Origin of the sequence: Mycobacterium sp. ST-F2, assembly GCF_001905655.1 — a bacterium.
Lineage (GTDB): Bacteria > Actinomycetota > Actinomycetes > Mycobacteriales > Mycobacteriaceae > Mycobacterium.
Genome location: NZ_JMHT01000018.1, coordinates 19,818 through 34,910, shown reverse-complemented (window position 1 = coordinate 34,910; position 15,093 = coordinate 19,818). Strand labels below are relative to the sequence as shown.

General features: G+C 64.8%; 17 protein-coding genes and 2 tRNA genes. 6 read left to right on the top strand and 13 right to left on the bottom strand.

The window, feature by feature from the left end:
* Positions 1-5: 5 nt before the first annotated feature.
* From EB75_RS08535 to EB75_RS08520, 4 genes are all read right to left on the bottom strand, one after another.
* Complete coding sequence (locus EB75_RS08535; RefSeq protein WP_142239489.1) at positions 6-1,268, bottom strand: NACHT domain-containing protein; 1,263 nt, start codon at positions 1,266-1,268, stop codon at positions 6-8.
* A gap of 550 nt (positions 1,269-1,818) precedes the next feature.
* Positions 1,819-3,021 carry a Fic family protein gene (locus EB75_RS08530; protein ID WP_286150126.1) on the bottom strand — a complete coding sequence of 401 codons (1,203 nt, stop codon included), beginning with the start codon at positions 3,019-3,021 and terminating at the stop codon, positions 1,819-1,821.
* A gap of 245 nt (positions 3,022-3,266) precedes the next feature.
* Positions 3,267-3,339: transfer RNA gene (locus tag EB75_RS08525), tRNA-Arg, on the bottom strand.
* 24 nt (positions 3,340-3,363) lie between these two features.
* Positions 3,364-3,455 (bottom strand) — tRNA-Ser (locus EB75_RS08520).
* Between the two features lie 126 nt (positions 3,456-3,581).
* Between EB75_RS08520 and EB75_RS08515 the strand changes: the two genes are divergently transcribed.
* The gene (locus tag EB75_RS08515) at positions 3,582-4,640 is read left to right on the top strand and encodes a pyridoxal phosphate-dependent aminotransferase (protein ID WP_073694993.1); all 1,059 of its coding nucleotides are present in this window, start codon (positions 3,582-3,584) and stop codon (positions 4,638-4,640) included.
* On the opposite strand, the gene EB75_RS08510 is transcribed toward EB75_RS08515, so the two are convergent.
* On the bottom strand, positions 4,618-5,172 hold the full coding sequence (locus EB75_RS08510; protein WP_083612088.1) for a TIGR03086 family metal-binding protein: 555 nt from the start codon (positions 5,170-5,172) through the stop codon (positions 4,618-4,620). The genes EB75_RS08515 and EB75_RS08510 overlap by 23 nt on opposite strands.
* Positions 5,173-5,215: 43 nt before the next feature.
* Between EB75_RS08510 and EB75_RS08505 the strand changes: the two genes are divergently transcribed.
* The 4 genes from EB75_RS08505 to EB75_RS08490 all read left to right on the top strand — a co-directional run bounded on the left by EB75_RS08505 (position 5,216) and on the right by EB75_RS08490 (position 8,026).
* Positions 5,216-6,037, top strand: coding sequence for a crotonase/enoyl-CoA hydratase family protein (locus tag EB75_RS08505; RefSeq protein ID WP_073694991.1), 822 nt, complete (start codon positions 5,216-5,218; stop codon positions 6,035-6,037).
* 6 nt (positions 6,038-6,043) lie between these two features.
* Positions 6,044-6,946: an undecaprenyl-diphosphate phosphatase gene (locus EB75_RS08500; RefSeq protein WP_073694990.1), complete on the top strand. Its 903-nt coding sequence runs from the start codon at positions 6,044-6,046 to the stop codon at positions 6,944-6,946.
* A 114-nt stretch (positions 6,947-7,060) separates the two neighbouring features.
* Positions 7,061-7,684: a hypothetical protein gene (locus tag EB75_RS08495; protein ID WP_073694989.1), complete on the top strand. Its 624-nt coding sequence runs from the start codon at positions 7,061-7,063 to the stop codon at positions 7,682-7,684.
* Between the two features lie 30 nt (positions 7,685-7,714).
* On the top strand, positions 7,715-8,026 hold the full coding sequence (locus EB75_RS08490; protein WP_073694988.1) for a hypothetical protein: 312 nt from the start codon (positions 7,715-7,717) through the stop codon (positions 8,024-8,026).
* Here the strand turns inward: EB75_RS08490 and EB75_RS08485 are convergent.
* The 4 genes from EB75_RS08485 to EB75_RS08470 all read right to left on the bottom strand — a co-directional run bounded on the left by EB75_RS08485 (position 8,023) and on the right by EB75_RS08470 (position 11,104).
* Positions 8,023-8,691: a sterol desaturase family protein gene (locus tag EB75_RS08485; RefSeq protein ID WP_073694987.1), complete on the bottom strand. Its 669-nt coding sequence runs from the start codon at positions 8,689-8,691 to the stop codon at positions 8,023-8,025. The genes EB75_RS08490 and EB75_RS08485 overlap by 4 nt on opposite strands.
* Positions 8,688-9,413 (bottom strand): FadR/GntR family transcriptional regulator, encoded by a 726-nt coding sequence (locus tag EB75_RS08480; protein ID WP_073694986.1) that lies wholly within the window; start codon positions 9,411-9,413, stop codon positions 8,688-8,690. Before EB75_RS08480 ends, EB75_RS08485 begins: the two co-directional genes overlap by 4 nt.
* A gap of 159 nt (positions 9,414-9,572) precedes the next feature.
* Entirely contained in the window at positions 9,573-10,631 is a 1,059-nt protein-coding gene (locus tag EB75_RS08475; RefSeq protein ID WP_073694985.1) for a hypothetical protein, read from the bottom strand.
* Positions 10,619-11,104 (bottom strand): PPOX class F420-dependent oxidoreductase, encoded by a 486-nt coding sequence (locus tag EB75_RS08470; protein ID WP_073694984.1) that lies wholly within the window; start codon positions 11,102-11,104, stop codon positions 10,619-10,621. Before EB75_RS08470 ends, EB75_RS08475 begins: the two co-directional genes overlap by 13 nt.
* Positions 11,105-11,185: 81 nt before the next feature.
* Between EB75_RS08470 and EB75_RS08465 the strand changes: the two genes are divergently transcribed.
* Positions 11,186-11,698 carry an OsmC family protein gene (locus tag EB75_RS08465; RefSeq protein WP_073694983.1) on the top strand — a complete coding sequence of 171 codons (513 nt, stop codon included), beginning with the start codon at positions 11,186-11,188 and terminating at the stop codon, positions 11,696-11,698.
* 4 nt (positions 11,699-11,702) lie between these two features.
* Here EB75_RS08465 and EB75_RS08460 read toward each other — a convergent pair whose 3' ends face one another.
* From EB75_RS08460 to EB75_RS08445, 4 genes are all read right to left on the bottom strand, one after another.
* Positions 11,703-12,878, bottom strand: coding sequence for an RNA polymerase sigma factor (locus EB75_RS08460; RefSeq protein ID WP_073694982.1), 1,176 nt, complete (start codon positions 12,876-12,878; stop codon positions 11,703-11,705).
* Positions 12,875-13,261, bottom strand: coding sequence for a YciI family protein (locus EB75_RS08455; RefSeq protein ID WP_073694981.1), 387 nt, complete (start codon positions 13,259-13,261; stop codon positions 12,875-12,877). Before EB75_RS08455 ends, EB75_RS08460 begins: the two co-directional genes overlap by 4 nt.
* 92 nt (positions 13,262-13,353) lie before the next feature.
* On the bottom strand, positions 13,354-13,650 hold the full coding sequence (locus tag EB75_RS08450) for a growth/differentiation factor (protein ID WP_073694980.1): 297 nt from the start codon (positions 13,648-13,650) through the stop codon (positions 13,354-13,356).
* Between the two features lie 8 nt (positions 13,651-13,658).
* Complete coding sequence (locus EB75_RS08445) at positions 13,659-15,092, bottom strand: TFIIB-type zinc ribbon-containing protein (protein WP_286150125.1); 1,434 nt, start codon at positions 15,090-15,092, stop codon at positions 13,659-13,661.
* Position 15,093 lies beyond the last annotated feature (1 nt).

Below are 15,093 nucleotides of genomic sequence, written 5' to 3'. Positions count from 1 at the left end.
GCCAGTCAGGCCGCGTGACCGAAACTGTCACCTGATCGTGCAGCAGACCCATGATCCGAGAATCGCTGGTAAGGAAGCATGAAAATGTCGCTGTACATGCCGTCCTCGTAGCGCGAGGTCTCGATCAGTAGACCGGCGGCATGCATCGACTGAACAACCGACCGTGCGGCGACCAAATCAATGCTCGTATACGCGCGGACCTCTCGAACGACTTCATCAGGAGTCAGCCACTCCCGTCGATGCGTTGCGAGAACTCCCGCGAGACCCAAACGTCCGCGACGTGGTTCTCCCTTCATGATGAGCCAACACGCCTTCGACGAAAGGCCATGGGCGGCTTCTACTTCCGCACCTACATGCTTGACGAAATACTCGAGCACATAGGTCAAGCTCTTCTGCCCTGAGGCAAGATCCCGCAACTTGTCCCTCTGAGATCTCTTGCCAAGGTCCTTGATGCTTGCGCACAGCAGGCGGAGAAACAACGGCCGGGAAAACTCAGAACTAAGAAGCGGAACGTGCAACGGCGGAACACCGTAGTGTCTGAAGTACTCCGATTGTGCGTCGAACTCTTGGTCTTCAAAGCCCGGATGGTGGAGTTCGACCATCTTCGCTCGAGCATGATCGGATACAGCGCTGGAATCGAAAGGAGTGCGACACGATACAACCAGTCCGAGGTGCCCGGCAGCCGCAACATCGTTCAAGAGGCATGGAAGCCACCGACGCCAAGCCTCGCGGTCCGACTCGTTGATCGCATCGATGAGCACCAGAGCCCGACGATTTTGACCCGCCGCCGCAGCAGAAAGGACTCGCACCAACTCCGCGCCGGATTCGGCCAATCTTGTGGCCTCAGCGATAGCGTCCAACGGATGTATGTCAGAGCGCAGTTCGCTGGCTAGGACGACTAGCGCTGGTGTTCCGTCATCGAGTGCCTGTTGTGCAAAGTCACATACAAAATGTGTTTTCCCCGTACCCCATTCGCCAAGCAACAGAATCGAACTCGACCGAATGAGGAGCTCTCCCTCGGGGCCTTCGATGAACTCCTCGATTTCCGAAAGAGGCGAGTCGAGGCGTTGCAGCGCAGCCACCGTCGCCTGAACCCGCTGACGATTGGTCGACCGCAGCTTCTCATCGTCGTCGGCCTGGGGGCCGGGGATGGGCTGTTCAACAGCTCGAAGTTCCGTGTACGCGTCACCCAGCGCGTCGCTCAATCGTCCTCGCACTACTTTGAGGTGGCGACGCACCAGCAACGCCTGCCTCTTGACGTCACCCATCTCGGATACGTCGGCAAGCGCAGTTAAGTCGAGGCACAGCCGCTGCAAGTCAACGGTTCGCCGTTTGAACAATTGGGCTGCGACGTAGGCGTCTCTACCTAGGGCAGCTGCAAGCGATTTACTGAGAGCCGACACACGCGCGCGAAGCCGCTCGCCCACTATCAATGCGCAAGCTGCCCTTTGCAGCGGCTCAATCTCAAGATTCGGCGCCTCAGGATCAACTGACGGTCCATATCGCGGCCCTGCCGAGGCGAAGGTTCGCTTTGCGATCATTCGAAGTTGAGCCATCACGTCCGACGGCTCAGCTCTAAGAGATTTCGACGTCGCCAATGAGTTATTCCACCACGCGATTTCGCCGGGCCAAATCTTGCAACCCTGCATGGCCCCGCCGGAGCACGCTCTGCGTTACCGCGTCCGACACCGGCGGCAGGCCGAAGCCAGCGACCAGGATATCCGCACCAACTAAATCGGCCATGCTCTCACTCTGCACCATGGCCCGAATACCAGCTGGGCGCCGAGGCCATAGTGCAACCGAACTTTGATATAGGCATTAGTACTCCAGCGCCGCCAAAACTTCGTCGCACTGGAAAATTCGGTCGTATTTGCCTGTGGTGCGCTGCCGCAAGATTCCTAGGTTCACGAGTTTCGCTATGGCAGTGTTGGCCGCTTGGTACGACACGCCATAGAGCTTGGCCGCTAGTGAAGCGGTGATCATTGGGTAACCAATGAGGTCATCGGCAATGGGGAGGGCGACGCCCTTCGATCCTTTCAGCGTCAATTGGAAGCTGTTGCGCAACGCCAAGAGCTTGTCAACGCGCGCGACCACTTCAAGTGCCTCGGCATGGATCGCAGATGCAATGAAGCACACCCAAGGGTCCCATTTGCCAGTCTGCGAGACGCGCAGGAGACCATCTTGATACTCCGTACGGTTCTGCTCTAACCACGGCGCGATGTTCAACACCGGATACTTCAGATCGCCAGCGGCCATCAACTGAAGCACCATCACAAGGCGGCCCAGGCGCCCATTTCCGTCGTGGAACGGATGCAATGTCTCGAACTGATAGTGGGCCGCCGCTACTCGAACGATCGTCGGCATGGTGCTTTCGCGAATCCACGTCTCCCATTGTTGAAGGCCGTCGGTCAAGCGGTGATCTGCCGGAGGCGGAACAAAACGAGCCGACTCAACACGGCGGTTTCCCACGCCGATGAACACTTGAGTGCTGCGAACGCTGCCAGCGTGCGGTCCGTCGCTCGGCGTTCCGCGGAGAAGTTCACTTTGCAGGTCCTCCAACATTCGAATGGAAATTGGTTGACCGAGGCCGACAAGTTCGTATGCACGTTCGGCCGCCGTGACGTAATTCCGGACCTCACTTACCGAACTCGACATTTCCGCAGCGTCGAGAAAGTCGGCTTCGAACACATCCGGCAGCTCCGCGTAAGTACCTTCCAAGGCCGATGTACTCACCGCCTCGCGTCGCGTTGCTGGCCTCGCGAGGAGGCTAGGGTTCGGCAAGAGTGACGCAGCTTGATCGGCGCGCGACATCGCGGCGACGGCGTCGACAACAGCAGAGTATGTAGCCATCTCCAGCGAGAGCTCCGCAGGGAGCGGGTCTGGGGCATATGCGAAGTACTCGTACTCCTCACTGAACCGTGAGTCGTAGCCCGTGATCGGGACTAGTTGCCCTATCGGGCTAGCGCTCAGCTTATCAACATCCATCACATCCGCCTCTTGGATCACAACCTTGAATTCCATGGCTGTGATTTCAAGGTTAGTCCACCAACCTTGAAAAGTGGTCCCTAGTTTTCAAGGTTGACAAACGCCGCCACCGGAGTAGATCGATATTGACCATAACGTCAGTATTGATGACCTAGCTCCTCATGGAAGTCTCAGGCGACGGTCAACCAACGCTCCAGCCAGAAAGTGACAAGTAGTCGGAGTCTTGTCCCTTGCGAAACAAAACAGGCCAGAAGCTTGCGCTTCTGGCCTGTTGTTTGCGGTGCGCCCGAAGGGATTCGAACCCCTAACCTTCTGATCCGTAGTCAGATGCTCTATCCGTTGAGCTACGGGCGCATTGGGTACAACTATTCAGTTATGTGGCGGAGGCGAGAGGATTTGAACCTCCGGTCCCCTGTAAGGGGGACAACTCATTAGCAGTGAGTCCCATTCGGCCGCTCTGGCACGCCTCCTGAACGATCCGAGGGTACCGGACTCTTGCACCCCGGAACCGCCGAGGGCATACGGTACACAGTCAACACCGCGAAAGGCAAAAGCGACGCCAGAGCGCCATCTGCCGGACACCTAGACTGTCCCGGGTGACCGCCCGCCTGCGCCCCGAAATGGATGCTCTGCCCGCCTACACCCCCGGCCGCACGGTGCCCGGCGCCATCAAGATAGCCAGCAACGAGACCGTCGACGGGCCGCTGCCCAGCGTCCGCGCGGCCATCGTCGCGGCGATGGACAACATCAACCGCTACCCGGACAACGGCTACGCGGCGCTGCGCGACCGCCTGGCCGACTACGTCGGGTTCGCGCCCAACCAGATCTCGGTGGGCTGCGGGTCGGTCAGCCTGTGCCAGCAGCTCATCCAGATCACCGCCTCGGTCGGCGACGAGGTGCTGTTCGCCTGGCGCAGCTTCGAGATCTACCCGCTGCAGGTTCGCACGGCCGGCGCGACGCCCGTCCCCGTCCCGCTCGCAGATCACACGCACGACCTGGACGCCATGCTGGCCGCGGTCACTGACCGCACCCGGCTGATCTTCGTCTGCAACCCCAACAATCCCACCTCGACGGTCGTCGACCCGGTCAAGCTGGCCGAGTTCGTCGCCAAGGTCCCGCCGCACATCCTGGTGGTCCTGGACGAGGCCTACGTCGAGTACATCCGCGACGGCCTGCTGCCCGACAGCCTGGCGCTGGTGCGCAAGCACCCGAACGTCGTCGTCCTACGCACTTTCTCGAAGGCCTACGGGTTGGCCGGTCTGCGGATCGGCTACGCCGTCGCGCACGAGGACATCGTCACTGCCCTGGGCAAGGTGTACGTGCCGTTCACGGCGACCAGCGTCAGTCAGGCCGCAGCCATCGCCTGCCTGGACGCCGCCGACGAACTGCTGGCGCGCACCGACGCCGTCGTGGCCGAGCGGGCCCGCGTCAGCGCCGTACTGCGCGACGCCGGGTTCGAGCTGCCCGACTCACAGGCCAACTTCGTCTGGCTGCCCCTGAGTCCCGAGGACACCGCCGACTTCGTCGACGCCGCGGCCGACAACAAGCTGCTGGTGCGGCCCTACGGCGGGGAGGGCGTACGCGTCACCGTCACGGTGCCGTACGAGAACGATCTGTTCCTCGACTTCGCCGTCAGGTGGCGCGCCGGCCGGTGAAGCCGATCAGCTGATCCAGCGCACTCGCGTCAGCCGGTACCTCGACGGGGTCGTCGAACCCGACGGCAGCGCGCGCCGCGGGGCTGACAGCGGCCTTCGTCATGCCGAGCACGTACTCGGCCAGGTCGTCCGGGGCATCGACTGTGCGGCCGACCGCCATCGCGTAGTCCCAGGCATGGACCAGGAATTCGAGCGACAGGATGCCGGCGATCTGCACGGCCGGCATCTCCCCGGGCCCCGCCGCGACGGTGCCCTCCAACCCCCGGCTGCGCCATGCGGCGAGAGCGGGGCGCGCGGCCGCCGTCACCTGGTCGACGATCGGCGCCGCGGCGTCACGCTCGGGAAGCTGCGCGCCGGCGATCCCGCCGATGACCGTGATCGAGTTCATCAGGTGATCGGTGAGAGCCGCCACATCGAACTCGGTGCACGGCGTCTGCCGCGTCACGTCCTCAGGCTCGAGACCGGCCAACACCCGCTCAAGCACGTCCAGACTGGCCTCGCCGGCCTCGATCACATCGGACGGAATGGTCATGGGCGAGACGCTACGCCCAGGTTGACCGGCTAGCCTGCGGATCATGGCTGAAAGCTTTGAGTCGCTCACCATCGAGACCAACGACCACGTCGCACAGGTGACATTGATCGGCCCCGGCAAGGGCAACGCCATGGGTCCGGCCTTCTGGGCCGAGCTGCCGGTCGCCTTCGCCGCCCTGGACGCCGACCCCGATGTGCGGGCCATCGTGCTCACCGGGTCGGGCCGCAACTTCAGCTACGGGCTGGACCTGCCCGCCATGGGCGGCATGCTGGCGCCGATGCTCGGGGGCGGGCTGGCCAAGGAGCGCGCCGACTTCCACACCGGCCTGCGGGCCATGCAGCAGGCGATCACCGCGGTCGCCGACTGCCGCACCCCCACCATCGCCTCGATCCAGGGCTGGTGCATCGGCGGCGGTGTCGACCTGATCTCGGCGGTCGACATCCGTTATGCCAGCGCCGACGCCAAGTTCTCGGTGCGCGAGGTCAAGCTGGCCATCGTCGCCGACGTGGGCTCGCTGGCCCGCCTGCCGCTGATCCTCAACGACGGACATCTGCGCGAATTGGCATTGACAGGCAAGGACATCGACGCGGCACGCGCCGAGAAGATCGGCCTGGTGAACGACGTGTACGCCGACGCCGAGGCCTCGTTGGCGGCAGCCCACGAGACGGCACGGGAGATCGCCGCCAACCCGCCGCTGACCGTCCGCGGCGTCAAGGACGTGCTCGACGAGCAACGCACAGAACAGGTTTCGTCCAGCCTGCGGTACGTCGCGGCCTGGAACTCGGCGTTCATCGCGTCGAAGGACCTGACCGAGGGCATCACCTCGATGTTCGAGAAACGCCCGCCGGAATTCAAAGGCGAGTAAGGGCCAATTGCCGTGAGCCTCAACTACATCGAAGCGATCGTGGTCGGCGCGTTCCAGGGTGTCACCGAGCTGTTCCCGGTGTCGAGTCTGGGGCACTCGATCCTGGTGCCGGCGCTGGTCGGCGGTCAATGGGCCCAGGACCTGAGCATGACGGCCGAGAAGTCGCCGTACCTGGCGTTCCTGGTGGCCGTGCACGTCGCAACGGCCGTCGCGCTGCTGGTGTTCTTCTGGCGGGACTGGGTGGCGGTCGCCGGGGGGTTGGTATCGTCGATCAAGAACCGGAAGATCACCACCTCCGCCGAGCGGCTGGCGTGGCTGCTGATCCTGGCGACCATCCCCGTCGGTATCGCGGGGCTGGCGCTGGATCACGCGCTGCGCACGTCGTTGGGCAAACCTGTGCCGGCGGCAGCGTTCCTGGCCGTCAACGGCGTCGTTCTCTTTGTGGGCGAACGCCTTCGGCATCGCACGGCATCGGCGGTGCCCGCGGCCGCGCACTCGGAAGGGCTTAACGACTCCGACGAACGACTGGCCCGCCTTCCGATCCCGGAGGCGATGGGTATCGGTGCGGCCCAGATTCTCGCGCTGCTGCCCGGCATCAGCCGATCGGGCGCGACCATGGTCGCGGGCGTCCTGCGTGGGCTGTCGCACGAAGACGCCGCCCGGTTCTCGTTCCTGTTGGCGACCCCGGTGATCCTCGCCGCCGGGGCGCTCAAGATTCCCGAACTGTTCGGGCCGGCCGGCGACGGCATCGGTGGACAGGTGCTGGCCGGCAGTGCGGCCGCGTTCGTCGCGGCGTATCTGTCGGTGCGGTTCCTGGTGAAGTACTTCGAGACCCGCACCCTGACACCGTTCGCGATCTACTGCGCGGTGGCCGGTCTCGGCAGCTTGGCGTGGCTGACGCTGCACTGATCGGAGCCGCTCGCTCCACCTGAAGACGAATTGCCCTGGGCTGTAACCCGGCTGCCTATCTGTCAGTGGCAGCCAGCCCCATGGCAATTCGTCTCGAGGTGAAAGAAAATCGCAGTGCCCCAACTCAATCGCGCGCGCGTCGCCACCTTCGTGGTCGCGGGAACCGGCGTCGCGTTGCTCACCGCCTGTTCCAACGTCGACGCCGCGAAACCAACATCGACCCCCGACCCCACCACCGCGCCCGCCAAGCTGACGAATGCGGACTTCATGACCGTGTGCCAGGGCGCAACACAATCACGTGCCACCGGCTACAGCCCGGATGCCAAGTCCCACAAGACGATTCTGTTCACTCCGTGGGGCCACGGACTTGTCGAGGACACCAGTACGTTGCCCTCCGACTGGACCGTGCAATTCGATGCGAACCGCAATACCTATGCCGCCATCGACACCGTGGTGTGCGTCGAAACCAAAGACGAACAGTCCGTCATGGACTGCACCGGCTACCAGGACAACGGGCACCCCACCGCCAACAAGGTCGACCTTCGCGCCACCACCTACACCGTCACAGTCCGAGCGGCGACAACCGGTAAGGAGCTCGGCACCACCGAGCTGTCCGGTACGGACACCACCTGCCCGATGTTCATGTCCTTCGACAACGACACGCAGACCAAGCAGTACAACGTGCCGCCGCCCAAGGACGACCTGATCGCCTTCGTGAAGCAGTTCGTTCAACCCTGAAATCCTCTGCAGCACAATCGGAGTACTCGCATGCCCAAAATCAGCCGTGCGGTCGTCGGCACTGCCGTGGCTGCCTTCATCGCTTCGGCAACGGCGGTGGCGGCACCGGCCGCAGCCGTCGGCGGTCCCGGTGGCTTCGGCAATGCCCAAGACACCATCAATGCGCTTCAGGCGCAAGGATTCAACGTCCTCATCAACGGCGCAGTCGTATATCCGTTATCCGGCTGCAAGGTCACCGGAGTCGAGGGCATGGAGAACGACAACATCGATTCCACCGGTCACATCATCGACCGCACGAAGTTCACCACGGTATGGGTCGACATCTCCTGTAAGGGCGGCTAATTCAGCGACCCGTGCAGGTTCTTCGCCGTCGGGCTGGTCTCGACGGCGGCGGGGTCCGGGTAGGTGCCCAGCACCCGGTCCGAGGTGCCCGACGTGGTGACCGAGAACCAGTAGTGCTCGTTCTTGAAATGGTGCAGGCGGTGATTACGCCACACGGCCTTATACAACGTGGTCCGCGGCTTGTAGTCGGTGTGTACGAGGTAGTGCGTCCACTCATAGGTCAGCAGGACCAATGATTCGATCAGCACGAAGGTCAGCGTCGCGTGCAGGGGCGCACCGACCGCGGCGCCGATGCCCAGCGGGAGCGCCACGATCGCCGCGATCAGCCACATCGACGTCGGCGTCGGAATGAACACCAGGTCGACATCGCGGGGGTTCGCGTGGTGTCGACGATGATCACGCGCGACCAAGGTGTCGAGGGTGATCCGGCCCAGCTTCCGCGGCCGCCAGTGCAGGATGAAGACGTGAATCACCCACTCCACGAACGGAAATAGCAGCACCAGCGCCAGCGGTGCCCACAGGTCGGCCAGGCCGATTCCGCCGACCACCACGCGGGCGGTGGCCGTCCCGGCCACGAGCGCCAGGATCATCCACGGCGTCGGATGACGCAGGAACTCGCGGGCCGCCTGGCCCAGGGTCACACCTCGGGTGCTGGTGCTCGTCACTGCGCCTCCATCTGGTCCAGGAAATCCGACAGCACCGTGGTGGCGCCACCGAGTACGACAGCCGCAGCCCGACGCGCTTTCGGCGCGGCGCCTGACGTCACCGCCGCTGCGAGTTTGCGGTACGCGCCCGCGGGTTCCGCGGCCGCGACGGCGTCGGCCACCACCGCGAGCATCGGTTCGTACGCGCGGCGCATGCCGTTGAAGATCAGCGTCATGGCGATCGAATCCGCGCCCACCACAAGGCATTCCCAGAACCTGAGCGCAGCCAGCTGTTGCTCCGCGCCGGTCTGTGCGCGTTCGATATCGGCCAGCGCCCGGTTCAGCGGTCCGGTGAGCTTCTGCGCGGACCGTGCCGCAGCCCGCTCCGCGATCCACGGCCCGAGATACTCGCGTACCTCGAGCACGCTGCGCACCACCGACGGGTTCACCATCGCGCCGTCGGGCGCGTCGACCAGCAGATGCGGCAGCAGGTCGAGCCCACCGGTGCGCGTGATGTCGTTGACGACGGCGCCGTCCCCCTGCCGCACGTCGAGATGGCCGGACGCGACCAGACGCTGGATGGCCTCACGCACGACGGGCCTCGATACGCCCAGCACCTCGGCCAGTTTGCGCTCGCTCGGCAACCGTGAGCCCGGCGGCGGGGCGCCCGCGACAAGCTGCTTGAGCAGCTGGTCGTGCACCTCGTCGGCCGCCGAGCGTCGCTTGATCGACGTCAACTCCATGCCACGACACTAACCCAGCAGAGGTAAGAGGTCTAGTGGTAAGACCAATATTGGTGGATTACTCCGCGGCGTCCAGCTCCGCTTTCGGGATCGCTGGATCGCCTCCGGTGAAGCGCTGCCAGTCCGGCGGGAACCACTGCATGCGCAGCAGGTCCTCGATCACGGGTAGCTCAGCAGGACCATCACCCGGCCTTCCGGCGAGGCCTCGGGAAACGCGTTGACATCGAAGCCGTAGTACTCCAGTTGGGTGTCGGTGATGGTGTCGATGACCTTGCCCTGGGTCTTGATCCGGCCGTCCTTGACGTCCCGCATCACGCCGATGAAGTCAGGCACCGACAACGATTCGGCCAGCAGTAGGGCGTCACCGCCAGATGGAAGTTGCACCAGCACACCGGAACCCGCGTAGTTGTTGCCTCCGCGACCGGTCCCACGGGGCGCCCAGTACACCGGCTCGGTGGCCAGCTCTCCGTCGACGCGGCGATATTGACCCACATGGTCGACACCGTCCTGCACGGAAACCACCGGCAACGCCGCGATGGTCCGCTGCTCCTGGAACCACATCCAACCGAGCGGGATGCCGATGATGGCGTAGATCATCACTATCAGCATCAACACCGGCTTCCACGCGATCTCCCAGGCCGCGCGGAATCCTTGTTTCTCCAACTGGCCGCGGCCGAATCGGAAGACGTACCAAGCCAATAGCCGCGCCAGCGCCATCGCCGCCAGGACGCACAACCCCACGATGCCCGCCACCCGGAAGTAGAAGCTGCTGTCGCCGTGGTCGATGGTGGAGAGCACCAGGACGGCGGGGATCGGTGCCGTGAGGAGCAGCAGCAACGCATACGACGGATGGCTGGTCAGGTACGTGTATTCGACAGCCCAACTCCTGACGCCGACGCCGACGGTGAAATCACCGATGTCCACCGTCGAGACCGGTGTCCACTTCCCGTCGACCAGGCGTGGCCGCACCAGCCCACGGACGAAGAAGAAGCCGGCCACCAGGGAGACAGCCAATGCACCCCAGAACACGCCGGGCAGCCGCTCCCCGGTGCCCGGCACCCCGAAGGCGCCGTGGATGTCGATGAGCTTGGCGATGAAGAACATCAGTGGGACGGCGAAAAACAGCTCACACAACCAGATTTGGATCAGTTGAGGGATTCGCCTGCCGACGCGGTCGAACGCCAGGACCCCGCTCCAGATGAACCTCAGGATCCGCACGGGCTGATTTCGATGTAGGCCATCGGGATGTCGAACGCCGAACTGCTCTTCTCGAGGGTCTTCTCGAACACCTTCATGCCCGGTGACCAGTTCGCGGCGATCGCGGCGTCGGCCTTGGCGTGCTCGGCTTCGGGCAGAATCCGCGCGATACCCGCGACCGGCTGCCCCTTCGGCTTACCCCGAAGATTGCACGGCACGACGACGACGCGCGAATTGTTGCGTACCCGCTTCACTTTCCCTGTCGATGCGTCGGTGCGGACGTACAGCTTCCCGTCGGCGACACCGTGGTTGATCGGGCTCGGCATGGCCTCACCGGACCGCTTGTACGTCACCAGGACGATCTGCCGCGCCCGGTCGAAGCCCGTGAAATCCGTACCCGTCGGTTCTCCGATGTCGAAGGCCTCCCGGTGGCGCAGTTTGTCCATGCCGCGAAATATCAACCGGCCCATGGCGGCGGCAAGGTCATTACCCATAGCCGCAGCGTAATCCGGAAATTGAATTCATCGTGGACACAACGGTCGATCCCCGACGGCAACGCAAATAACGTCGCCGGCGTGACTGCTTCCGTGACTTCCCTCAACGCGATCACCGACGCCACCCGCGCGGCCGTCGCCGACAATCCTGCCGCGGCCGCCGTGGTGTTCACGGCCTCCGCTGAGCCCGAAGGCACCGTGGGCAGCGAGATCGCGCTCGGCAAGTACCGCGTGCACGTCGACGAGCCGCCCGCGCTCGGCGGGCAGCACACCGCACCCAACCCGGTCGAGTACTACCTCGCGTCGCTGCTGTCCTGCCAGGTGGTGACCTACCGCTTCTGGGCGGAACGGCTTGGTATCCAGGTCGACTCGCTCAGTGCCAGCGCCGAAGGCGATCTCGACGTACGCGGCTTCTTCGGGCTGGACGACACCGTCCGCCCCGGCTTCCAGCAGATTCGGGTCACGGTCAACGTCGCCGGCCCGGACACCGCCGAGCGGTACCGCGAACTGCAGGATGCAGTGGACGCACACTGCCCGGTGCTGGATCTGACGACGGGGGCGACGCCGGTGCACACGCAGCTGATCGTCGGGTGACGACCTACCCCCGGCTGAGGTGAGCGCGCTCAGCGGGGTCGGTGGTCAGATCGATGGCCCGCCGAAGGGCGGCATCAGCACCGCTTGAGTCCCCGAGCCGGCGCAGCAGGTGAGCCCGCAGCACCCACGCCGGCTGCAGTCTGGCCGTGTCCTGGGCGGCGTCGAGGGACGCGAGACCGGCTGCGGCACCGTCGATTTCGGCGATGACGGCGGCGAGCGCCACCCCGCCCCCGGCCGTGGGGGCGAGCAGCTGCAGCGCTTCGTACAGGCGGCGCAGCGTCGGCCAGTCCGGTGCGGCACCCGCGGCACGGGCGCAGTGCACAGCGTTGATCGCCGCCTCCAGTTGGAACGGTCCCACCGCGGACAGCGCATGCGCGGCCTGCAGGTGTCGGTGCCCGAGGGCGATGAGATGCCGATCCCAGCGGGCCGGATCCTGGTCGGCGAGCGGGACGAATCGGCCCGCATCGTCGAGGCGGGCAGGCAGTCGGGCACTGGACAGGCACAGCAGCGCGGCGAGACCATGCGCCTCGGCGACCAAGGGCATCGTTTCCGTGATCACCTCGGCCAGACCGAGGATCAGCGCGTGCCGGTCCCGCGACACCGTCGGCCATTCGATGCCGTACGCGCCGTACACGGCCTCGAGCACCGCAGCCACCCGCTCCGGCGTGGCGCCGTCGGGTACCTCGAAGGGGATGTTGTCCCGGCGGATCCGTTGCTTGGCGCGGACCAGCCTCCCCGCCATGGTCGTGGGCGGGACCAGGAAGGCCAGACCGATGCGCTCCGCGGTGTAACCCAGCACGGTGTTGAGCATGAGTGGCACGCGCGCCGCCGGTGCGATGTCCGGGTGGGCGCAGAGCAGCAGCAGATCCAGCCTCCGGTCCCCCGGCTCCGGCTCGACGTCGACGGCGTCGTGCCGGTCCGGGTCCAGCGGCACCGAGGTGCGGTGCGCGGCCGACCGCCAACCGTCGCGCTGACGGTTCCGGGCCACCGTGAGCAGCCAGGCGTCGGGATCATCGGGGACTCCGTCTTCCGGCCACCGGGTCAGAGCGCGTTCGAAGGCGTCGGCCAGGGCGTCCTCGGCGCCGGCGAGGTCATGGGTGCGGGCCGCGAGCAGGGCCAGCAGTCGACCATAGGAGGTGCGGGCGGCCGTCTCCGCCCGTTGCGCCGCCTCGTCGGTCATTCCGCGGTGCAACCCCCCAACCAGACGCCGTTCCGCACCGTGGCGGCGGCCGGCCGCACCTCGATCACGGCGTACTGGGTGGCCGGACACTTTTCGGCCCACGTGACGGCGGCGTCGACGTCGGGCACGTCGAGCACGAAAACCCCGGCGAGCGCTTCGCGGGTGTCGGCGAACGGGCCGTCCTGGATCCGCAGATCACCGTCGCGGCGGGTGACGGTGACCGTATTCGATTGCGGCGCCAGGATATCCGCGCCGACGAGCACCCCGGCTGCGTGCAGGGCGGCGGTGTAGTCGGCCATGGCCTGCTGCATCTGGGCGATCGCCTCGTCGGAGACCTGCCCTGGCTCGGGCTCGGCGTTGGTCAGTAGCAGTGTGTAATGCATGGTTCCTCCTCGATGTCCAGAGTGCCCCGGAGTGGGGGCATCGTGATGACGATCGAGTGGTTCCGGAATCGACAGCCCGGGCTGACCGCAAGTTATCCGAGCACGTCGCGCTCGTTCGCACCCGACATCCGTGAATCGCGCGAGTTGGTCGTGCTCTGCACGTACTGGTCCATGGTCTGCATGTTGGCGATGTCCGAGAGCGTCTCACTCTCGTGGTGGTGGCGCTTGTTCTTGTTCCGGTAGCGCGTGTACTGGTACATGAAGAATGCCGGCCCGGTCAGCAGAAACAGGAACGGGAGCCATTCGCCGCTGCCCGACGAGTGTGAACTCGAGTGGTGGCGCGTCGTCGCGAGGATGTCGACAGCGGTAGACACGAGTGTGGCGTACATGTTCTCCCCTACCAGAGCACAAACGCCGACGCGATTGTTGCTGCGATACCGCATAATTCGGCTACGCCGGAGGCAATCCAGAGGCGTGTGGTGTTGATCGGTACCGAGCCCATGGTCTCGCCGGTGCGTCCGTTCACCGCGATGTAGTGCAGGAGCTCTTTGCCGCTGCTCTTGCGCTCGTAGTAGCTGTACAGCCACACCGGCAGGTAGGCCGACACCCATCGCTCACCACGGACGTCGATGCGTTGCTGGTCCCACCGCACACCGCGGTCGTAGAAGTCCAAGGTCCCCGCGGCGCGATAGCGGCCGATGTCCTGGGCCTGCAGGCGCGCCGGCTCGAACATGGCATCGACGTCGAGATCGCGCCGCTGCGACGTGAATCCCGCCAGGTAGTTGGGGTCGTAGCGCACTGCGTTCTTGGTGTCGAACGGCATGATCGAGTTGATGATGTTGTTGGTGTTGAGATCAGTGTGGAAGTCGCGCTTGTCGGCCGCCGATTCGATCGTCAGGTCGTCGACGTACAGATCAAACTTGCGCGCCACGCGATACGAGTCATAGTCGTAGCGCGTTTCGGAGCTGTTGTCGCCGGTCTTCACTGTGTACTCGCGAGTGGTGTGCTCGCCGACGCCGACGAACTCCACCGAAGAGTTGAAATCGATGATCAGGTAGGGCAGATAGACACCCATGACGTTCTCGGCGTTGAACTCCGCCGTGAACCGTGGGTTTGCGAAAAACTTTCGCGCCGAAACGAATTCGGAGATGCGAGCAACTGCCTCGGCCTTGGGCAGCGAGAACGGCAACACGACGTCGGGGACGGCACCGTTCTGGATCTGCTCGTTCACCGACAGCTTGTTCCGGCACCAGTGACAACGCGCCTGGACGGCGTGGGCCGTGTCGATGGACACCTCGGCGCCGCATGCGCTGCATTTGAAGCTGACGACCTGGTTGACGCTCGGCACGATATTGCCTGAGCCCGAACCGATGTGACGCCCGCGCAGGGCGCTGATGGGCGAGTTGAGATCGAACAGCTCGGCAGCGTTCTTCTCACTCCACGCGAATCGGCAATAGTGGCACACCAATTGGCCACCCTTGACGTTGAAGCCGATGTCGGTGGCTCCGCAGCGGGGGCACTTGTTGAGCCCGTCCGCGCGATCGGTCGAGGTCTGGATGACCTGCGGACCGTCGTGGTTGTCATAAGTGACAACAGGCGCTTCGCCGGGGCCGTAACCAGCGTTGCGTTCGGCGACGCGCGTGCGGTTCACGTCGTCCCACGTCGCGTTGCCGAACTGACCAGGTGGGGTCACCTCGACAGCTTGGTCGCGCGGGATGACGCCGCCGGGCTGCACATACTGCTGCGGTGGCGGCCCTTGCGGCGGTGGCCCTGGCGGTGGCGGGTACGGCGGCCAGGGCTGATTGGGTGGCGGGGGTGGCGGACCTGCCATT